Here is an 18,313-nt window from a genome sequence, read left to right on the forward strand (position 1 = left end):
GCGAGTATTCCTACCAATTCGAGGCCTAATGGACATCCGCACCGGCATCGCCAAGTCCGGCGAGCTTGACATCGCGTACGAGGACATGGGCGACGTGAACGACCCCGCCGTTCTATTGATCATGGGGCTCGGCGCGCAGTTGGTGTACTGGCGCAAAGGTTTCTGCGAGCGTCTGGTGAATCAGGGGTTGCGCGTCATCCGCTTCGACAACCGCGACATCGGGCTCTCCAGCAAGCTCGAGGGCCGTGACACGGGCGCGAAACTACTGCCGCGACTGCTGCGTTTCCAGGTCGGGCTGCGAAACGCAGCCGGCTATACGCTGGAGGACATGGCCGACGACGCTGCGGCGCTGCTCGACCACCTGCAGATCGAGAAGGCGCACGTCGTCGGCGGGTCGATGGGCGGGATGATCGCGCAGATCTTCGCCGCCACGCACCAGCACCGCACCAAGACGCTGGGCCTCATCTTCACGAGCAACAACCGGGCGCTGCTGCCCCTGCCGGCCCTCAAGCAGATGCGGGCGGCGACGACGCGGTCCAAGGACACCTCGCGCGACGGCGTCATCGCCAACGCTGTGCGCACCGCAAAGATCATCGGCAGCCCGGGCTACCCAGCCTCCGAGGACCAGATGGTGGCCGATGCCACGGAGTCTTACGACCGTTCCTACGACCCCGACGGGGAGGCGCGCCAGTACAGCGCCATGCTCGGCAGCGGCAGCCTGCTGCGCTACGACAAGCAGATCACCGCTCCGACGGTGGTGATCCATGGCCAGGCGGACAAGATGATGCGCCCCACGTGTGGCCGTGCGGTCGCCAAGGCAATTCGTGGGTCCCGGTGGGTGACGTTCGCTGGAATGGCCCACGACATACCCGAACCGCTGTGGGATGACATTCTTGGCGAACTGAAGACCAACTTCTCCAAAGTGCCGTAAGCAGCGGAGCCACCTCGGATTCGGTCGACCTGGCACTTGGCAAGATCGGCCACTCACTCGAACAGCACTGAGCCGGGGGGTGGATTACCCGTTTCGTCGAAGTCCGCCGAATACGCTGTAGGACAACATCGATGCCGCGACGAGCACCTCAACACTGCTCATGCGATGGGTGGACACCGCAGTCGGGGCCAGCTACGGACCCCGCGTGGCCCCGATTCCGTCCCGGTAGGCCTTCGGCCGGCGCTGTCACGTTGTTGGGTGCGTGAGTGCCTGACAGCGTGCTGGGGTGTGACAGGCCCGGGTGTCGGCCTGGGTCAGGTTGTTGCGGGCAGGCCGGTGATGCCGGTGATGTGGTCCCAGACGGCGAAGCGGATGATCATCTCGGCTCGGTAGTGGGTAGCGGACAGGCTGTGGCGGTGGGGTCGGAAGTGGGGTGAGATCCCGCTGAACGCGGCGAGGAATCTCTGCGCTCCGCCGGTGCTGCGGAAGCCTTTCATGGCCCGTTCGCGCTGCCGGGTCGGTTGGTGGGAGTTCTCGGCCCGGTTGTTCAGGCCTTTGTGGGAGCGGTGCTAACCGAGGGCATGACCTCGCGGTGGGCGGCTCCGTAGGAGCGGAGCTTGTCGGTGACGACCACCCGCGGCACCATGCGCGTCTTTGTGAGAAGGCCACGAAAGAATCGCCTGGCCGCGGCCTTGTCGCGTCGGTTCCGCACCAGAATGTCCAGCACGTTGCCGTCCTGGTCGACGGCCCGCCACAGGTATTTCTGCTCGCCGTTGATCTTGATGAAGACCTCGTCGAGGTGCCACTTGTCGCCGGGGCGAGGACGCCGGCGGCGCAGGGAGTTGGCGCAGGCCTGCCCGAACTTCAGGCACCAGCGGCGGATGGTCTCGTAGGACACGACGACGCCGCGCTCCAGCATGAGCTCCTCGGCCTCGCGGAAACTGAGCGGGAACCGGAAGTACAGCCACACGCAGTGCGAGATGATCTCGACCGGGTACCGGTGCCCCTTGTGCGACGGCGACGCGGACGACACGGGCGATCCCATCCAGACGCGATCAACCACAAGATCATCTCATGCCGCTCAGTCAACGTGACAATGCCCTTCGCCGGGCACCAGAAGTTCTACCGCGCCCTGCTGACCGGTTCCTGCGCGTTCGCCCTGAGCCGCGGGCTGATCAGCCTGCTCCTGCCGATCAACCGGCGGGTCATCGAGCGCATGCACGGCCACCGGCTCACGACCCAGGCCGCCGACGACCTCGCCGCCTTCGTCACCGGCGGCGCCGGCTCGTTCGTCACGGCCTGGGTCGTCGACGGCGCGCACGACCCGGAAACGTTCACCGACCGGCTGATGAACGTGATCGGCCGGTTCGCCGAGGAGGACCGATGATCAGCCGCCTGATCCTGCGCAAGCTCGAGCGCAAGCTCCAGCTCGACCCGCCGCTGACGCGGAGGATCACCGTCCAGCGGAACCTGCGCATCCCGATGCCGGACGGCGTCGAGCTGCTGGCGGACCGGTGGCTGCCGCGGTCCGGTGGCGACGGGCTGCCGACCGCGTTGCTCCGCACCCCCTACGGCCGGGGCACGTACGGCGCGATCCTGGCCAGGCCGCTGGCCGAGCGCGGATACCAGGTCGTGATCCAGAGTGTGCGCGGCGGGTTCGGCTCCGGTGGCACGTTGGACCCGATGCGCCAGGAACGCGCGGACGGGCTCGCGACCCTCGACTGGCTGGTGGCGCAGCCGTGGTCCGACGCGATCGTGCTGTACGGCCCGAGCTACCTCGGATACGTCCAGTGGGCGGTCGCCGACCAGTTGCCGCCCCAGGTCAAGGCGATGATCCCGGTGGTGACGGAGTCCGCGCTGACGCTGGAGTCCCTGCGTCCCGGCGGCATGTCGCTGGAGGCGTCGTTCGAGTGGAGTGTGCTGATCGGCACCCAGGAACGTCCGCTCTCGGGGCTGCGCAAGATGTCGCAGGACAAGAAGACCGCGCGAGCACTGTGGACGCTTCCGCTGGCCGAGGCCGACATCGCCGCGTTCGGTGAGCGTTCCCCGTACTTCCAGGACACCCTCACCCACGACGCCACCTCCCCGCGGTGGGACGGGATCGACCACAGCCACCGGGTCGCCGACGTGACCGTGCCGGTCAGCTCGGTCGGCGGCTGGTACGACATCTTCCTGCCCGGCCAGCTGCGCGACTTCCAGGTGCTGCAGGAGAAGGGGCGTTCCGCACGGCTGACGGTCGGCCCGTGGACGCACGCGGAGTTCACCGGCACGCCGGTCGAGGAGGCGGTGGACTTCGGTCTCGCCCACGCCCGCGGCGTCCAGCCGCCACACCGCGCGCCGGTCCGGCTGTACGTGATGGGCGAGGACGCGTGGCGCTCGTTCGACTCCTGGCCACCGGCCGGGTACTCGCCACAGCGTTTCCACCTCGGTGCCGCGGGTGCGCTGACTTCGGAGCCACCTGCTGAGTCCTCAGTGGACACTTACCGCTACGACCCGGCCGACCCCACCTGGACGGCCGGCGGCGTGCGGCTGGCCGTGGGCGCCGCCGGACGGGCCGAGAACACCGAGCTCGAGGCCCGCCCGGACGTGCTCACCTACACCACACCGGTACTCGGCCAGGACGTCGAGGTCGTCGGTGAGGTCAGCGCCGAGATCTGGTTCTCCTGCAGCCTGCCGCACGCCGACGTGTTCGTGCGGCTCTGCGACGTCGACCAGGAGGGCCGGTCGTGGAACGTGTGCGACGGCCTGGTGAGCCTTACCGACGCCGCCGAACCACAGGGCGTCTGTGTGACGTTGTGGCCGACGGCGTACCGCTTCCGGCGCGGGCATCGCATTCGCGTCCAGGTCGCCAGCGGCACTTTCCCGCGGTACACCCGCAATCCCGGCACCGGCGAGTCTCCAGCCACCGCCACCACGCTGCTCGCCGCCGACCAGAGCGTCCGCTTCGGGCCAGATCGGCCGTCCGCCATCACGCTTCCGGTCCTCGGGTCAGCCTGAGGACAGCTGTCACGCGGTCCGGCACGGCGACACCGTCCGGACCGCGATGCCGGCCGACCGCGACAACGCCCAGGGCGCTGGGGCGACAGAGATTGTCAGTGCCCGGCGCCACGGTTTTCGAGTCACTGACCGAAACGAGGGGATCGTCGTGGACAAAGTGACCAAGGCCGCCGACTCCTCGCAGGTCACCGCCGCGACCAACCCTGTCGAGACAGGGACGATCAGCCGGGACGGCACCACGGTCATCGCCACCGTCAACTACAAGGTGGCGCACGACAAGCTCACCGACGCCACCAGGAACACGCTCCAGGAGGCAGCCCAGCAGGGCCGGGACGGGGGCCTGACGGTGGAGATCGAGGGCGATGCGCTGCACGAGTCGGCGTCCGACAAGGCGGTGGCGGTCAGCATCGCCATCGACGCGCCGGTGCTCCTGATAACGTCCGGTTCACTGGCCGCGGCAGGCATGCGGTCAACGCGGCCGTCGGCGTGGGACTGCCTCGGATCAGGGACGGCCCTTCAGCGCCTGCAGGCCGCGTCACCGGAGCGCGCTGATGCCGACGATGTGTCTGACCTGCAGCACCACCTGCACTGTGGCGGCCACGCGAAGACCGGGCACGGCGACGGAGTGTCTCGCCGCCATCCGTCGCGGCTAATCCTGCCGATCATCGACAGGAGATGAGCGGCCCCTCGCTCGGCGACGACACGGCCTGAACCGGATTGCCACCGTCGAGTCCCAGCCTCCCCTTGGTCCATGTCAGCTCCGTCGCCGTGACCGCCGGTCTCTGCGTTGTCCGGTCGAGGAGCCCGGGCACGCCAGAGCACATCTCTGTCTGGCGACGGCGCTGGTTGCAACAGGTGGAGACTTCCTTTGTACCCGGCGTCGGGTGGCCGGACGAGTGCGTTCGGGACCCCGCGGCGACGGGGAGTTCTACTGCCCGGAACCGCTTGTTGGCGTGGTGTCCGGGGGGCGGGAACATAGCGGGCATGCCTGATCTTCCGGCCGCTCACGGTCACCCGGTCGTCGATATCCACGCTCATTACTTCCCGTCCGCGCTGCGTCCGCCGACTCGGGTGGCTGACGATCCGCGTTGGCCGTTCCTGGCCATCGACGAGGGCGGCGGGGCGGGGCGGATCATGCGCGGCACCGAGGTCTTTCGGCGTGTGAAGCCCGCCCTGTGGGACATGCAGGCCCGGCTGGCCGAGCTGGATGCGGCAGGCGTCGGCATGCAGGTGATCTCGCCGGTGCCGGTGACCTTGTCGATGTGGGCGGAGGGCAAGGACGCCGCGGAGTTCCTGCGCCGGCAGAACGACCTGTTCGCCGAGGCCGTGTCCGCGTCGGGGGGCCGGCTGCGCGGTCTGGGTGCCGTACCTCTGCAGGATGTCGACGCGGCCATCACCGAAATGCTGCGCGTCAAGCAGGAGCTGCGGCTGGACGGAGTGGAGATCGGCACCCGCATCGGTGATCTGGAGCTGGATGCTCCGGTGCTCAGGCCGTTCTTCGCGGCGGCGCAGGAGGCGGGGGTGCCACTCTTCGTCCATCCCACGGACGTCGCGCACGCGGTACGCCGTGCGGAGCCGATGTACTCGTTCGGTGTCGGCATGCTGACGGACACCGCTCTGGCGGCGACCGCGCTGGTCTTCGGCGGGGTGCTGGAGGAGTTTCCGGAACTGCGGGTCGCCCTGGCACACGGTTGCGGCGCGTTCCCCTGGACGTATCCGCGTACGGCGTACGGGGACGCGCTCCTGCGGGGCGGCCCCGATCCCGAGCGCACCGCCCAGCTCAACCGGCTGGTTGGCTCGTTGTGGGCGGACGCGTTGGTCTTCGACCCGGAGCATCTGCGACTGGTGGCCGAGCGTGTGGGTGCCGGCCACCTGATGCTCGGCACCGATCATCCCTTCCTGACGGCACCGTTGGAGACCGCCCTGACCACCGTCACCGGGGCAGCCGAGCAGAACGTGCTCAGCGAGTCAGAGACGGCACGTGTCCTTGGCCGCAACGCCCTCGAATTCCTGGGTCTGTGAGCCCGATGCACCGCAGGCCGGAGACGACCGAGCAAGGAGAAAAAGCGCGTGAGCATGAAGATCCTCACCCTCGTGAAGTACGTGCCGGATGCGACGGGTGACCGGCGGTTCACCGAGGACATGACGACTGACCGGGACGCCGTGGACGGGCTTCTCTCGGAGCTCGACGAGTACGCGGTGGAACAGGCACTGCAGATCTCCGAGTCGCACGGGGACGCCGAGGTCATTGTTGTCACGATGGGGCCGGCCGACGCCAAGGACGCCTTGCGCAAAGCCCTTTCCATGGGGGCGGACAGGGCCGTCCACACGGACGACGAAGACCTTCACGGCACCGACGTTTTCGGTACCTCGTCCGTCCTGGCCGAGCTCGTCCAGCACGTCGGCTTCGACCTGGTCGTCTGCGGTATGGCCTCGACCGACGGCGGCATGGGCGTCGTCCCGGCGCTGCTTGCCGAGCGGCTGGGCGTCCCCCAGGTCACTCTGCTCTCGGAGGTGGCCGTCGATGACGGCGTCGTCAGCGGTCTGCGGGACGGCGACACCGCTACGGAGCGGCTCCAGGCGGAGTTGCCGGCGGTGGTGTCGGTGACCGACCGCTCGGGCGAGGCTCGTTACCCCTCTTTCAAGGGCATCATGGCCGCCAAGAAGAAGCCGGTGGAGTACCTCGACCTGGACGACCTCGGCATCGACGCCGCCACCGTGGGCCTGGCAGGCTCCTGGACGGCCGTCGACACCGCCACCGCCCGTCCGCCGCGGACCGCGGGGTCGGTCGTCAAGGACGACGGCGACGGAGGAACCCGCCTCGCGGAGTTTCTGGCGTCCCAGAAGTTCATCTGAGCCGGCCCCACGAGATTCAGGAGAGTAGATCAATGGGTGAGGTTCTCGTCCTGGTCGAGCACGCGGACGGTCGCGTTCGCAAGCCGGCCCTCGAACTGCTGACACTGGCCCGTCGTATCGGCGAGCCGTCCGCCGTAGTCCTCGGAGCCGGCGAGGCCGCCGACAGCATCCGGGCCAAGGCCGCCGAGTACGGCGCGGTGACGGTGTACGTCGCAGACGCGCCGCAATTCGCCGACTACCACGTCGTCCCCAAGGTCGACGCGCTGGCGCAGATCGCCCGGGCTGCCGATGCTGTCGCCCTTCTCGTCACTTCCAGTGGTGAAGGCAAGGAGATCGCCGCGCGAGTGGCACTGCGCCTGAACTCCGGCATCATCACAGACGCGATCAATGTGCATGCCGGGGAAAGGGGCCCGATCGCCACTCAATCGGTGTTCGCCGCCTCCTACCAGGTGACCTCCACGGTGACCGAAGGGACCCCGGTCATCACGGTCAAGCCCAATGCGACCAGTCCGGAACCGGCACCTGCCGAAGGTACGGTGGAGAACGTCTCCGTGACCTTCTCCGCGGCTGCCACTGGTACCAAGGTCGTCTCGCGTGTGGCGCGAGTGTCGTCCGGCCGCCCGGAGCTGACGGAGGCGGCGATGATTGTCTCCGGCGGCCGTGGTGTCGGGGCCGCCGAGGGCTTCTCGGTCGTGGAGGAACTCGCCGACTCGCTGGGCGCGGCCGTCGGCGCCTCGCGAGCTGCGGTGGACGCCGGCTGGTATCCGCACAGCAACCAGGTGGGCCAGACCGGGAAGCAGGTCTCGCCGCAGCTGTACATCGCCAACGGCATCTCTGGGGCGATTCAGCATCGCGCGGGTATGCAGACGTCCAAGACCATCGTCGCGGTGAACAAGGATCCGGAAGCACCGATCTTCGACCTCAGCGACTTCGGTGTCGTGGGTGACCTGTTCGATGTGCTGCCCCAACTGACCGCCCAGATCAAGGCACGGAAGAGCTGACGTGCGGGTGCTACGAGCCCGGCGGTGAAGTGCCCTGTATCGGTTCCCTGCGAGAGGGGAGCAATTGTCAAGACCTGTGGATGGGAGCTGTGCCGACCCAGCGGTGGTAGGCGTCTACGTCGACGTTGCTGCCGCACACGATGGTGAGAACGTGTCGGCCGGCGAAGCGGTCGCGGTCTTCGAGGATCGCTGCGATGCCGAGCGCGGCCGAAGGTTCGACGACGAGGCCGGCGTGGTCAAGGAGCATCCGCATACCGGAGATGATCGACGGCTCCTGGACCAGGACGGCGTCGTTCTCATACCGCTGAGCTTGTCCTACCTGACCGTCGCCCTACCGCGCGGGGTGCGGCGCGCAGGCGCCGGATGCCGCCCCGAACGGCGTCGACGGCGACGACGACGTGCAACGCACGAACCCTGCCCCGCACATCGCGGGGGCGGGTACGTATCCGAGCGCCGGGCCGGCCTTGCACCTGCATTTCCCCGCAGGAAGCGGGGCATCTTTCCTTGGACCACCGACGCAGTACCAGTCGACCGGAGTTGCGGCGACCAGCTCAAGATCCCCGCGCGGGCGAGAACCAGAGCGCCCGGGCGCGGAAGCGGTTGAGGTGGTACACCATGCGGGTTCCGCGTCCGTCTGTGCTGCCTGCTGGGAGGCGGTGGCCGCCTCCCAGCAGGCACCGACCGCCTCGTTGAAGAACACGTGCGAGGACGCAGGCTGGTCGTGGTCTTGGCGACGGTGACTTCCACCAGCAGCCGCTCCCCCCTTGGCAGGGCCGGGGTGCGCTCATGACACGCGCCCGAGAGCCGAGATCTCGCACCAGCGGAGACCAGACCTGATCAGTTCACGGTCGTGGGCCCGCTCCGTACGGTCATCCCGGCCTGGCATCCGTAGAAGGGATCCACCCTGAAGTGTGCTCTCGTGCGCCCGGGTGTCTCACGACTGGTTGCTGCTCCGCCGTCGGCGGCATGAGGCGGACGCCGGTGGACGACAACCGACGTGTACACCAAACGATGCAGGCATTTGCCCGTTCATCACATAGCAAAGAGTACTTGATCACTCTTTCGTTTCCAGTTTGCCTGGTTTCCCTGACGCTAAAGGCGGCTTCGCCGGGGACACGTCAGGGCGTTCCGTGTGGGTGGTGGTGGATCCAGGACAGGCCTCCGAGGTCGAGGCGGGTGCGGGTGACGGCGACGTAGGCGAGGCGGGCCTCCCCGTCGTCGATGGGACCGGGTACGGCCTGGCCCGCGTCGTCGTGCTGGTCGGAATCTTGGGGTGGGGTGAAGTCGTCCGCGATTTTCACGCGGGGCCATTCGCGGCCTTTGGCCTTGTGGGCGGTCGAGACGGTCACCTGGGCGTGCTGCTCGGGGGCGAGTTGAGCGACGGCGGTGAGGATGGCGTCGGTGCCGTGGGTGTCGACGAGGTCGACCAGGGGCTGCAGGTCGCGGCCGGCCGGGTCGTGGGCGGCGTAGTCCTGCAGTTCGCCCCAGGACGGGAACAGGAGCAGTTCGGGGTGGGTGGTGTGGCGGCCTTCTTTGAGGTCGCGGGCGGCGAGTGCCAGGGTGCGCAGGCTGTCTCCTCCTCCGGCCAGCGCCACCCGGCATCCGGCGGTCATCAGGCCCATGACGTGGGACATGGCGCCGACGTTGGTGCGGCACAGCACCGCGTCGGGCCGGGTGAGGGGGCCGAGTTCGGTGGGGACGGTCTCGGTGCCGGTCAGGCGGAGGGGAGCGTCGGCGATGGCCAACCACCGATTGGCTTCCTCGGCGAGGTGGGGGCCGAAGCGGAATGACTTCGACAGGGCGAGCGGGGTGCCGTCGAAGCCGGTCATGATGTCCTTGGCGCCGCGCCAGTGGTAGATGGCTTGGGCGGAGTCACCGACCATGACGAGTTGGGCGTGGTCGCGCTGGCTGAGGAAGATGTGTTCGACGACGGGGTTGGTGTCCTGGGCCTCGTCCAGCAGCAGGAAGTCGGCGTCGATCCTGGGCTGGGTGAGGGCCCACATTCTCAGGTAGTGGTCGTGGTCGAAGCGGACCGCGCCAGCGTCGGGGTTGTGCAGGTCGCTCCAGGCTTTGCGGGCGAAGGGCACGATGTGGGCGGCGAGTTGGGTGTGGAGATCGTTGTTCTCCAGGCCGCGCAGGCGGGGTACGTGGTGGCGGGTGATGGCCTCGTCGGCGGTGTGGCAGAAGCTGGCCACGGTGCGCAGCAGGGTGTGGCAGAGGGCTCTTTGGGAGATGTCGCGCTCTGCGATGCGGATGGCCTTGGTGACGCCGAGGGCCTGGCCGGTCTGCCAGGCCGGGCGGCGGGGGGCGTTCAGGCGGCGGGTGTAGCCGTGGCCGATGGCCGCGTAGGCAAGGGCGTGCGCGGTGCCCCACAGCTGAACACGCCCTTCCGCAAGGACCACCGGAGATGTCCCCGCCGGCACGACGGTGGCGGGGACAGGAAACCCTCAGCCGCGCCAGCCAGGTTGCTGTGCGAGAAGTTCAACGGCGGCGAGTTCCTGCACCACGTGCCGAAGGTCGAGTTCAAGAACGACGGCTCCGTCATGAAGACGGCGCACCTGGTCGCGGCGGAGGGCTGGGAGGTCGACCTGCACCTGTGGCAGGACGCCGCCGACTGCGGGCCGTGCCACCCGGGCAGCGACTCGCACTGATCCTGCGGCCGGGGGCCCGGCACGTTCGGGCCGGGCCCCCGGCCACGCCGTGGAGTGGACTTTGACCGGTTCCGGACCGCTGGTAGGCGGGCCGGGCCAGGATGGGGCGGGTGACAACGACCACCCCCGATCTCTGGCATCACTACGGCCGCTCCCGCTCCGAGTCCGACCGCGACGTTCCCGACCGTTTCCACTGGACCTGGGGCCAGGACTCCGGGCCCGGTACGGAGGTCCTGGGCGGCCTGGACGGGGCGTGCGTGGCAGACCTCGGCGCTGGGGCCGCCCGGCACGCCGCGCACCTGGCCACTCGTCACCGGCTAGCCCGGGTCGACGCGGTGGACTCCTCGCCCGCGCAGAGCGCGATGGCCACCGATCTGTTCGGGCACCTCGCACCGCGCCTTCAGGTCGTGTCCGGCGATGTGACCGCGCACCTCCAGGCCGTGCCCTCCACCTATGACGTGCTGTACTCCGTGTTCGGGGCGATTGACTTCACCGATCCGCGGGAGCTGCTGCCGGCGGCCGCGGCGGCGCTGCGGCCGGGCGGGCGGCTGGTGTTCTCCACGCTGGCCCACTACCTGTCGAGGTCGCCTGCGCAGGCGGACGTGGTCGCCGGGAGGGTCGGCGCGAAGACGCCGGACGGGGAAGCGACCACGATGCCGCGCTGGGTGCTGGAGGAGCAGGTGTGGGTCAAGCTCCTGGACCTGGCAGGGTTCACGGACATCGCGGTAGAGCTGTGGCCTGCGACGGGTGAGGGGCCCCGTACGGCGGCGACGCTGCTGGTGTCGGCCCGCCGCGCCGCGGGGGGCGTCCCGGGACAGAACAGCTAGCCTAGCCACGCAGCTCGGTGTTGCACTGCGCTGCGTCGCGCAACTGCGCGCCGACGGGGCAAGCACTGAACACCTGGAGAGGGCTATCGTGGTCGTCACCGGCCTGATCGAGCGGCTGGAGGGCGTCCGGGACGCCGCAGTACGCCAGCACGCCGCACAGAGCGGCTCGTACGGCGCGCTGGCGAGCTCCATGGGCGTCACCCGGGCCCACCGCGCAGTCCCGCCGCGACACCCTGGTGAAGAAGGACCCGAGCCCGATGGAGCAGTGGGCCACCGGCAGCAGCTGACCCCGTGCAGCAACCGGTCCGCTACCCGTGCAGCGCCCTTGTCCCGCTTGGCCCGAGGGCGGAAGTGTCATCGCCCTCCGGTACCTGGGACCGGCGCGAGACCGTTCGCCTGGTGCCGGGAGCAATAGGGATTTACGTTCCATAAATGAACCTGTGGACTCTGGTTGCTGCCGTTGCAGCAGCCCTTGCTTCCATCGTTGTGGCCCGCTGGGAATGGTTCGATCGCCCGCAGCACGGGTGGAACGTCCATGTGTCCAGCGATCACGGGACGGACGAACCGCGTAAGCGGGCGACGTTCTCCGTGCACGCAGTAGGCACAGCGGTCGTACATACCGTGAAGGTGAAGGCGCCCGGGGCCTTTTATGTCGGGAAACCTGAGACGGGCGAGACTGCCGAGGAGGCTGAGGAGCGCCGCAGCATGTACCGGCCGACGATGGGCGTCGGGTCAAAACCGATCGAGTTCATGGCCTTATTTCCCGCCTCAGGGAAGGTCTACATCGAGATCACCTGGATCAGGCTGCGCCCGTACCGGATGTTCGGAGAACGCGTCAACGCCAGGGCTCTGGCTGACGGCGAATCCACGGACTGGGAGCGGTGGCAGTGGAGTTGGCGAAGCCTTCGGCCACGATCCCGTGCTGGAGGGCGGTGGTGGATGGTCTGGCCGATCCGAACTGACGGCCGATGGGTGTCTACCGAAGAGCCCTCACGCATCAAGATCCCAGAGACGAAGCTGCCCTAGAGATTCAGCACGGGCTGCCACGCACAGCGCCGCCCGGTCAGGCTTCGACGTACGCGACGATCGTGATCTGCCGAAGGACCGTGACGTAGTAGATGACGCGGACCCCGTCGATGTCGTCGACGTAGTCGCGCAGCAGGGTGTCGGGCACCGGGGTGCCCAGCTCGGGGTTGACGCTGATCGCGACGATCGCGCGGTCCAGGCGGTGCGTCTCGCGCGCCGTGAGCTTCGCCAGCTGGCTCAGCTCGGGCTCCACCAGGACGACCTGGGAACGGCGCGGTGCGTGCTCAGGCGACACGGGGTTGCTCACCGGCTAGGCGCTCCAGGTGGGCGTCGCGGGCGTCTTCCCACAGCACGCCCGTCTCCGGGGACGGGTAGCCGTTCTCCGCGATGTCTTCCAGCACCGAGGCGAGGACGTCGACCTTCGCGCGCTGGTCGGCCGCGTACGCGCGGGCGGAAGCGGCGGCGTGCTCATCGAGGGGCTGACGGTCGGGCACGGGCGCGGGGGCCGGCTGCTCGCTCATCCGGGGCTCCTGGGCTGTCATCTGGCGTGTGTCACCACGGTATCGCCGTGGCGGGGCGCTCCGGGACGGTACGGGCGAAACCCGCCCGATGACACAGCTGAACAGTGACACAGATGGTCACGACGACCTGGGGAAACGGGGGGTCGATGACACAGGTCGGACTGTTCACGGCTGGCTGTTCAGGCGCCGGGACACGGCCGAGAGCAGGCTGGAGGTATGCGCACCAAGGACGTTCAGGTGGGGCAGACGTACCGCTGCGAGGTGCCGTTCGCGCTGGCGTACCGGCGGTACCGGCCGGAGACGATGGGCGACTTCTGGTGGGCCCTGAGCTGGCTGCGCGGCACGTACTTCCCGCTGTCCCGTCACGGACGTCGACACCGAGGCCCGTACCGCCCAGGGCCTGCGGATGGGCTCCATCACCCGCGTCACGGTGGAGCTCACCGAGGACCAGGTCGAGGCCGCCGGCCTTCCGCCCGGCCACGGCTACCAGATCACCGGCATGCTGCTCGATGCCGAGGGCGAACCTGTGCCGCTCCCCCGGGTCGCCGCGCTCACCGTTCCGCTCCGATGGCTGCACCCCATGGACACGCCCGTCTCCGGCGGTCACCACGACGCCTCACTCAGGGGCTTCTGACCTGCCGGAGCACCGGTCGAACTTCGGTGAGACAAACCCCCGGGTGGTGTTCCGTGCCACTGGATCTTGACCGTTTTGCCATCGGACTTTGACCGACGCGAGTTTGTGTCATCGGAGTTTGATCACCGCAGGTCAGCGACTCAGCGCATCTTCGGTGCGCCGGGGGCGTGGTGAAACCCGTGGCGCGCTGGAGGTGCTTCTGTCTGCCCTGACGGCCATCTGCACGGGTGCAGCCTGTCGTCACCGTTCCGTCACGAGTAGTCGCCGCACGGAACCCTGCCGCTCTCCCGCCCTGTCTGCACTCACGTACCACGACCAACGCGTACCGCGGGGCAACAACCGACGACCGAAACCCGCGGACGAGACGACTCAGGGGGACGACAGCATGCGGCACAGCAACGGCATTCGCAGGACGGCTCTGGCGACGACGGCGGTCACGGCCGTCGCAGCGGCGGTGACCGGCATCCTGCCCGGCACCGCCATGGCGGCGAGCACCACCGCCTCCACCCCGCCGCCCGCCTGCCCGGCCTCCGCCCTCCAGGTCAGCGCCTGGCAGGCCGTCCACCGGCCCGTCGGGACCGGGACCGGGGCGGCGGTCGTGCAGTTCACCAACGTCTCCCGGAAGACGTGCGTCCTGAAGGGCCATCCGACGGTCGCGGGCGCCGGCAACGGCTCCCCCGCCCACAACACCCCGCTCAAGGTCACCCCCACCGGCAGGGCGGCCGCCGTGACGGTCCGGCCGCACGGCAAGGCGTGGGTGAAGCTGACCTTCGTCCAGGTCCAGGGGGAGGCCGACGGCTACTGCGTGTCGGGCAAGGACCCGGTGACGTATCCGACGATGGTCATCGGGCTGCCACACTCCGGGAAGCACCAGGTCGCCCTGAACGACGGGGTGTGGGCCGAGTGCGACGACAAGGTGACCGTCACCCCGGTCTCGGCGGTCAAGCCTTCCTGACCCCCCGTCCCCACAAATCGAGCAGCCTGCATGACGATCGCAAGGCTCTGACCTACACGTTTTCGAGGAACTGCACATAAGTGCAGGTCGGCGACTCGGCGCACCTTCGGTGCGCCGAGTCGCCGACCTGCGGTGATCAACCTCCGATGACACAAACTCGCGTCCGTCAAAGTCCAATGGCAAACGGTCAAGATCCAGTGGCACGGGACAGGTGGGAGCGCCGTCGCCGTCGTTACGTTCTGTGCTGCTCGCGAGTGCGGGCGATGCATGATCACAAGCGTCACGCTCCGCCCTCGAATCCGCCTGGAGAGGCTCACGGGATCCAAGAACCGGACATAAGGGAGCATATTTAAGGCAGCGTGACACTTTTCCAGGGGAGCGTGACAGGCAGTGTCACGCTCACGCTCTGTCAGCGTGACACCTTGCCGAATGAGACGGCCCGCTCGGGCAGCAGATCTGCTTCACATGCCCCGGACCGAGATCATCTGGTCCACGGCTTTCTGAACCCTCGGCAGGAACGCCGCGATGGTCTCGCCACTGGGTTCCTCGCCAAGCTGGTCCAGGGCGGTCGCGTGGGTGAGGACGATGTCGGGCTGGTAGACCAGGCCTGCGGCCCACACGTCCAACTCCGCTTCGGTGTCGTCGTCGCCGGGACCGTAGTTGATGTACAGAACGGGGAGCTCAGCGGAAGAGTCCAAAAGGGTACGGATGTCTGTGACGGTGACCTGCGGCGCTGGCCTGTCGACGGTCGGTTCCATGGTGTGACGCTCCTCCGGCTGATAGTTGAGTCAGCCTATGTCCGCTGCGGCGGTCAAACCGATGGGATCAGCCCCAGGCCGGGCGCGGGCAAGGAACGCGGCGAGGTCGCCGGTGGCCTCGGGGTCGGCGGCGGAGAGCCGGGCCGCGAACGCCAGCTGGTCGACGCCGGCGCCCGGCGCGAGGTGCGCGAGTTCGGTGAGCAGCGCGGCGTGGGCGAGCAGATGCGTCGGGTGCAGATCGGCGGCGGCCTCGCGGGCGTCCGGGTCCCGGTAGTGCCCGAGGTGCGCGGCCAGGGCGTGGGCGAGCCAGGCGTCGACGTCCTTCTGTACGTACGAGCCGGCCCGCCGGGTGAGTTCGTCCCGGGCGGCTTCGTCGCCCTCGCGGGGCTCGGTCTGCTCCAGGGTTCCGAGCTCGCGCAGCGCCTGGAGTTCATCGGCGCGGGCCGCGATCCGGGCGGCTTCGCGCTGCTCGGCTTCCCGGGCGGCGGCGTCGGCCGCGGCGTCGGCGGCGAGCTCCGCCTGGACGACGTCGTCGGCGTCCGGGTCGTAGACGGTGTCCGGGGCCGCGTCGGCGAGCAGCTGCTCGATGCGCTCCCATTCCGCGAGCTCCGCCCGGCCGTGGACGTCTTCGGCCAGGTCCTCGTGCCGCGAGTCCTGCCGTGCGTCGAACCGGGCGTCCTCGAGGGCCTGCGCGACGGCGCCAGAGTCCATGCCTTTCGCGCGGCGGCGCACCACGTGCCGTCCGATGCGGGCGGGGTCGACCGGCTCGCGGGGCGGGGCGAGCGGTCGGCGCAAGGTGCGCCGGGGCGTGGCCGTCTTCGGCCTCGCATTCGTGGTGCGGATTCGGAGCGGACCGCCGCCAGAGCGCTGTGCGACGGCCCGCGAATGAGCCGAAGCTCAGTAGCTGTCAGCTGAATAAGACCGGTCGAAGCAGCCTGGTTGTCACCAATGAGGCACGCGACTTGTCGCAAACGCTCATTCAGCGTGCCTGGCGGGCCGTATCTCGCAGTCGGGCTACTCGGTGATCAGCCCGCGAACTCGTCCGCGGAGCGGGTGTCGTGGGCCTTGCGCAAGGACAGGACCTCGCCCACGTGCTCCTCGGCCCAGGTGGTGATCGGCTCCATGACGGGCCGCAGGGAGTGGCCCAGCGGGGTCAGTTCGTACTCCACGCGGGGCGGGACCTCGGCGAAGACCGTGCGGGTGAGCAGGCCGTCGCGTTCCATCCCCCGCAGTGTGTAGGTGAGGACCTTGGGCGTCACGTGATGAAGCACCCCCCGCAGTTCGCTGAACCGCTTGGGGCCGTCGCCCAGGTTCAGCACGATCAGCACCGACCACTTGTCACCGATGCGATCGAGCACCAGCCGGGACGGGCAGCAGATCTCGGAGTCGTCAGCAGCTTCTTTCACCATACCCAAAGGGTACCTAAGTATCTTTGAAGTAACCAGTATCTCATTGATACCTTCCCGGTGACGGCGTGTGTGCGGTACACGCGATGACTACAAGGAGGCCATGGGATGCGCATCTTGCTGTTCGGAGCCACCGGGATGATCGGCAGCCGGATCGCTGCCGAGGCGGGCCAGCGGGGCCACGAGGTGACCGGTGCCACGCGCAGCGGGAAGGACGGCACCCTCGCGGCGGACGCGAGCGACGCCGACACCGTCGCGCGCCTGGCGGCCGGCCACGACGCGGTGGTCTTGGCGGTGTCACCGCCACGAGGCGGCACCGAGGCCACCGAGTCACTGCTGGAGGTGGGCCGCGGCGTACTGGACGGCGTACGCAGGGCCGGGGTTCGTCGCCTGGTGGTGGGCGGCGCGGGCATCCTGGAGGTCTCCCCCGGTGTACGGGTCGTCGACACCCCCGGGTTCCCCGAGGACTTCCTGCCGCCGGTTCGCGCCCAGGTGGCGCTGTTCGAGCTTGTCCGGGACAACGCCGACGACCTGGAATGGACCTACCTCTCCCCGCCCTCGATGGTCGAGCCCGGCGAGCGCACGGGCTCGTACCGGACAGGCGATCACCAACTGCTCAGCGACGGCGAGGGAAACAGCCACATCAGCACCGAGGACTACGCCGTCGCGCTCGTCGACGAGTTGCAGCGGGGCGAGCTCACCCGCCGCCTCGTCCACGTCGCGTACTGACCGGCTCACACAAACGGAAAAGTTGGCACGTCACCGGCACGTGTTGTGTTGGTTGCCAACCAAATATCAGAGGAGCACCACATGACGAACAACAACAGCACCGCCGACGCGGTCGGCGTAGTCGAGGCGTACATGCAAGCGCTGCAGATCAAGGACACTGACACGATCTTGCGGCTCTACGCCGACGAGGCCGAGATCATCCCCGAGAACTTGCCCAGCCTGCGCGGCCGCGACGCCGTTGACTCCTTCTACGCCAGCACCTTCGCCGCCATCGGGATGGAGGTCAACGTGGAGGTGGTCTCGACCGAGGTCTACGACGAGATCGCGATCGTCCGATCCGAGCAGCCCGTCACGGTGATTGCCGTGGCCGACGGCACTCGCACCCAGGCCTACTTCCGCGAGCTGTTCGTGCTGCGTGGCACCCCGGACGGGTGGCGCATCCACAAGTACATGTTCTCCCAGAACCCGGCGCAGGCCTAGAAGCCGGCGGTCACCGACCACGGTCGCGAAAGGCGCACAAGCCCGAGGATCTGGGCCGACTGTGGCTCGAGCGCTCCTGGCCGGCACCCCGAAGATGCCCTCACATCCCAATAGCGAACCGCTGCTGGAGCTAGGTGTTGCGGGCCAGGACGTTGTTGACAGGGGAATCGTTCTCTGAACGGTCTGCGCGTTCGCGGGCGTCGACGATTTCATCCCAGTGCGCGGCAGTCCACGCGTAGACGTTCAGGAGGACGGCGAGGAGGCTTTGCCCGAGTGGGGTAAGGCGGTAGCCAGCGGAGTCCGAGTCGGCGTCGCGTGTGACAAATCCGTCGCGGTCGAGTGACCGCAGTGCTCGGGTGAGCTCCTTCGGGCTCGTCCTCGGCAGCGCCCTGCGCAGCTCGCTGAACGGCTGAGCTCCCTCGCCGAGCAGGCGCATGATCAAGGGTGCCCACTTGTTCTGCATCCGAATCGGCAGCATCGAAGAGGGACAAAGTTCGTCAAACGTCTCAGGCGAGAGCCGGCTCATAGCCCAAGGGTAGGT

Annotated in this window: 21 protein-coding genes and 2 pseudogenes; 14 read left to right on the forward strand and 9 right to left on the reverse strand. The window is 68.5% G+C overall.

Going from position 1 to position 18,313, the window contains the following annotated elements:
• Window positions 1–28 precede the first annotated feature (28 nt).
• Window positions 29–931, forward strand: a complete 903-nt coding sequence (locus tag OHA64_RS00345) for an alpha/beta fold hydrolase (RefSeq protein ID WP_405606385.1) — start codon at window positions 29–31, stop codon at window positions 929–931.
• A gap of 314 nt (window positions 932–1,245) precedes the next feature.
• Here the strand turns inward: OHA64_RS00345 and OHA64_RS00350 are convergent.
• Window positions 1,246–1,976 (reverse strand): annotated as a pseudogene (locus OHA64_RS00350) (IS6 family transposase).
• Between the two features lie 45 nt (window positions 1,977–2,021).
• On the opposite strand from OHA64_RS00350, the gene OHA64_RS00355 reads away from it, so the two are divergent.
• The 6 genes from OHA64_RS00355 (at window position 2,022) to OHA64_RS00380 (ending at window position 7,785) form a co-directional block, all read left to right on the forward strand.
• Window positions 2,022–2,318 carry a TetR-like C-terminal domain-containing protein gene (locus OHA64_RS00355; RefSeq protein ID WP_405606387.1) on the forward strand — a complete coding sequence of 99 codons (297 nt, stop codon included), beginning with the start codon at window positions 2,022–2,024 and terminating at the stop codon, window positions 2,316–2,318.
• Entirely contained in the window at window positions 2,315–3,928 is a 1,614-nt protein-coding gene (locus OHA64_RS00360; RefSeq protein WP_405606389.1) for a CocE/NonD family hydrolase, read from the forward strand. The genes OHA64_RS00355 and OHA64_RS00360 overlap by 4 nt, the downstream gene beginning before the upstream one ends.
• Window positions 3,929–3,974: 46 nt before the next feature.
• On the forward strand, window positions 3,975–4,607 hold the full coding sequence (locus OHA64_RS00365) for an MMPL family transporter (protein WP_405606391.1): 633 nt from the start codon (window positions 3,975–3,977) through the stop codon (window positions 4,605–4,607).
• Between the two features lie 305 nt (window positions 4,608–4,912).
• On the forward strand, window positions 4,913–5,950 hold the full coding sequence (locus OHA64_RS00370) for an amidohydrolase family protein (RefSeq protein WP_405606393.1): 1,038 nt from the start codon (window positions 4,913–4,915) through the stop codon (window positions 5,948–5,950).
• A gap of 54 nt (window positions 5,951–6,004) precedes the next feature.
• Window positions 6,005–6,784 (forward strand): electron transfer flavoprotein subunit beta/FixA family protein, encoded by a 780-nt coding sequence (locus tag OHA64_RS00375; RefSeq protein ID WP_405623790.1) that lies wholly within the window; start codon window positions 6,005–6,007, stop codon window positions 6,782–6,784.
• 32 nt (window positions 6,785–6,816) lie between these two features.
• Entirely contained in the window at window positions 6,817–7,785 is a 969-nt protein-coding gene (locus OHA64_RS00380; RefSeq protein ID WP_405606395.1) for an electron transfer flavoprotein subunit alpha/FixB family protein, read from the forward strand.
• Between the two features lie 67 nt (window positions 7,786–7,852).
• On the opposite strand, the pseudogene OHA64_RS00385 reads toward OHA64_RS00380, so the two are convergent.
• Window positions 7,853–8,083, reverse strand: a pseudogene (locus tag OHA64_RS00385) (pyridoxal-phosphate dependent enzyme); the annotation flags it as partial.
• 820 nt (window positions 8,084–8,903) lie between these two features.
• Window positions 8,904–10,187: a UvrD-helicase domain-containing protein gene (locus OHA64_RS00390; protein ID WP_405606397.1), complete on the reverse strand. Its 1,284-nt coding sequence runs from the start codon at window positions 10,185–10,187 to the stop codon at window positions 8,904–8,906.
• 63 nt (window positions 10,188–10,250) lie between these two features.
• Between OHA64_RS00390 and OHA64_RS00395 the strand changes: the two genes are divergently transcribed.
• The 3 genes from OHA64_RS00395 (at window position 10,251) to OHA64_RS00405 (ending at window position 12,289) form a co-directional block, all read left to right on the forward strand.
• Window positions 10,251–10,436, forward strand: a complete 186-nt coding sequence (locus OHA64_RS00395; RefSeq protein ID WP_405606399.1) for a hypothetical protein — start codon at window positions 10,251–10,253, stop codon at window positions 10,434–10,436.
• A 110-nt stretch (window positions 10,437–10,546) separates the two neighbouring features.
• Window positions 10,547–11,263, forward strand: a complete 717-nt coding sequence (locus OHA64_RS00400; protein WP_405606401.1) for a methyltransferase domain-containing protein — start codon at window positions 10,547–10,549, stop codon at window positions 11,261–11,263.
• A gap of 432 nt (window positions 11,264–11,695) precedes the next feature.
• Window positions 11,696–12,289: a hypothetical protein gene (locus OHA64_RS00405; protein ID WP_405606403.1), complete on the forward strand. Its 594-nt coding sequence runs from the start codon at window positions 11,696–11,698 to the stop codon at window positions 12,287–12,289.
• A gap of 37 nt (window positions 12,290–12,326) precedes the next feature.
• On the opposite strand, the gene OHA64_RS00410 is transcribed toward OHA64_RS00405, so the two are convergent.
• Window positions 12,327–12,584 carry a hypothetical protein gene (locus OHA64_RS00410; protein ID WP_405606405.1) on the reverse strand — a complete coding sequence of 86 codons (258 nt, stop codon included), beginning with the start codon at window positions 12,582–12,584 and terminating at the stop codon, window positions 12,327–12,329.
• Entirely contained in the window at window positions 12,574–12,810 is a 237-nt protein-coding gene (locus OHA64_RS00415) for a hypothetical protein (protein ID WP_405606407.1), read from the reverse strand. The genes OHA64_RS00410 and OHA64_RS00415 overlap by 11 nt, the downstream gene beginning before the upstream one ends.
• Before the next feature lie 406 nt (window positions 12,811–13,216).
• On the opposite strand from OHA64_RS00415, the gene OHA64_RS00420 reads away from it, so the two are divergent.
• Entirely contained in the window at window positions 13,217–13,444 is a 228-nt protein-coding gene (locus tag OHA64_RS00420; RefSeq protein WP_405606409.1) for a hypothetical protein, read from the forward strand.
• Window positions 13,445–13,829: 385 nt separating this feature from the next.
• Window positions 13,830–14,399 carry a DUF4232 domain-containing protein gene (locus OHA64_RS00425; protein ID WP_405606410.1) on the forward strand — a complete coding sequence of 190 codons (570 nt, stop codon included), beginning with the start codon at window positions 13,830–13,832 and terminating at the stop codon, window positions 14,397–14,399.
• 461 nt (window positions 14,400–14,860) lie between these two features.
• Here the strand turns inward: OHA64_RS00425 and OHA64_RS00430 are convergent, their stop codons facing one another.
• The 3 genes from OHA64_RS00430 to OHA64_RS00440 form a co-directional block, all read right to left on the reverse strand.
• Complete coding sequence (locus OHA64_RS00430; protein ID WP_405606412.1) at window positions 14,861–15,157, reverse strand: hypothetical protein; 297 nt, start codon at window positions 15,155–15,157, stop codon at window positions 14,861–14,863.
• A gap of 30 nt (window positions 15,158–15,187) precedes the next feature.
• Complete coding sequence (locus OHA64_RS00435) at window positions 15,188–15,868, reverse strand: hypothetical protein (protein ID WP_405623791.1); 681 nt, start codon at window positions 15,866–15,868, stop codon at window positions 15,188–15,190.
• 314 nt (window positions 15,869–16,182) lie between these two features.
• Complete coding sequence (locus tag OHA64_RS00440) at window positions 16,183–16,566, reverse strand: winged helix-turn-helix transcriptional regulator (protein ID WP_405606414.1); 384 nt, start codon at window positions 16,564–16,566, stop codon at window positions 16,183–16,185.
• Between the two features lie 105 nt (window positions 16,567–16,671).
• Here OHA64_RS00440 and OHA64_RS00445 point away from each other — a divergent pair, with 105 nt between their 5' ends.
• Together OHA64_RS00445 and OHA64_RS00450 are read left to right on the forward strand one after the other, a co-directional pair.
• A complete protein-coding gene (locus OHA64_RS00445) occupies window positions 16,672–17,292 on the forward strand; it encodes an NAD(P)-dependent oxidoreductase (RefSeq protein ID WP_405606416.1) in 621 nt (206 codons plus the stop codon).
• A gap of 81 nt (window positions 17,293–17,373) precedes the next feature.
• Window positions 17,374–17,772 carry a YybH family protein gene (locus tag OHA64_RS00450; protein ID WP_405606417.1) on the forward strand — a complete coding sequence of 133 codons (399 nt, stop codon included), beginning with the start codon at window positions 17,374–17,376 and terminating at the stop codon, window positions 17,770–17,772.
• 130 nt (window positions 17,773–17,902) lie between these two features.
• Here OHA64_RS00450 and OHA64_RS00455 read toward each other — a convergent pair whose 3' ends face one another.
• Window positions 17,903–18,298, reverse strand: a complete 396-nt coding sequence (locus OHA64_RS00455; protein ID WP_405606419.1) for a winged helix-turn-helix transcriptional regulator — start codon at window positions 18,296–18,298, stop codon at window positions 17,903–17,905.
• Window positions 18,299–18,313 lie beyond the last annotated feature (15 nt).

The organism is Streptomyces sp. NBC_00076 (genome assembly GCF_045041235.1).
Lineage (GTDB): Bacteria > Actinomycetota > Actinomycetes > Streptomycetales > Streptomycetaceae > Streptomyces.

Bases quoted from the DNA above. Each gene is read 5' to 3' on its own strand.
- OHA64_RS00345 (WP_405606385.1), top strand. From the start codon at position 29: ATGGACATCCGCACCGGCATCGCCAAGTCCGGCGAGCTTGACATCGCG.
- OHA64_RS00360 (WP_405606389.1), top strand. From the start codon at position 2,315: ATGATCAGCCGCCTGATCCTGCGCAAGCTCGAGCGCAAGCTCCAGCTC.
- OHA64_RS00365 (WP_405606391.1), top strand. From the start codon at position 3,975: ATGCCGGCCGACCGCGACAACGCCCAGGGCGCTGGGGCGACAGAGATT.
- OHA64_RS00370 (WP_405606393.1), top strand. From the start codon at position 4,913: ATGCCTGATCTTCCGGCCGCTCACGGTCACCCGGTCGTCGATATCCAC.
- OHA64_RS00375 (WP_405623790.1), top strand. From the start codon at position 6,005: ATGAAGATCCTCACCCTCGTGAAGTACGTGCCGGATGCGACGGGTGAC.
- OHA64_RS00380 (WP_405606395.1), top strand. From the start codon at position 6,817: ATGGGTGAGGTTCTCGTCCTGGTCGAGCACGCGGACGGTCGCGTTCGC.
- OHA64_RS00405 (WP_405606403.1), top strand. From the start codon at position 11,696: ATGAACCTGTGGACTCTGGTTGCTGCCGTTGCAGCAGCCCTTGCTTCC.
- OHA64_RS00415 (WP_405606407.1), bottom strand. From the start codon at position 12,810: ATGAGCGAGCAGCCGGCCCCCGCGCCCGTGCCCGACCGTCAGCCCCTC.
- OHA64_RS00420 (WP_405606409.1), top strand. From the start codon at position 13,217: ATGGGCTCCATCACCCGCGTCACGGTGGAGCTCACCGAGGACCAGGTC.
- OHA64_RS00425 (WP_405606410.1), top strand. From the start codon at position 13,830: ATGCGGCACAGCAACGGCATTCGCAGGACGGCTCTGGCGACGACGGCG.
- OHA64_RS00430 (WP_405606412.1), bottom strand. From the start codon at position 15,157: ATGGAACCGACCGTCGACAGGCCAGCGCCGCAGGTCACCGTCACAGAC.
- OHA64_RS00435 (WP_405623791.1), bottom strand. From the start codon at position 15,868: ATGGACTCTGGCGCCGTCGCGCAGGCCCTCGAGGACGCCCGGTTCGAC.
- OHA64_RS00440 (WP_405606414.1), bottom strand. From the start codon at position 16,566: ATGGTGAAAGAAGCTGCTGACGACTCCGAGATCTGCTGCCCGTCCCGG.
- OHA64_RS00445 (WP_405606416.1), top strand. From the start codon at position 16,672: ATGCGCATCTTGCTGTTCGGAGCCACCGGGATGATCGGCAGCCGGATC.
- OHA64_RS00450 (WP_405606417.1), top strand. From the start codon at position 17,374: ATGACGAACAACAACAGCACCGCCGACGCGGTCGGCGTAGTCGAGGCG.
- OHA64_RS00455 (WP_405606419.1), bottom strand. From the start codon at position 18,298: ATGAGCCGGCTCTCGCCTGAGACGTTTGACGAACTTTGTCCCTCTTCG.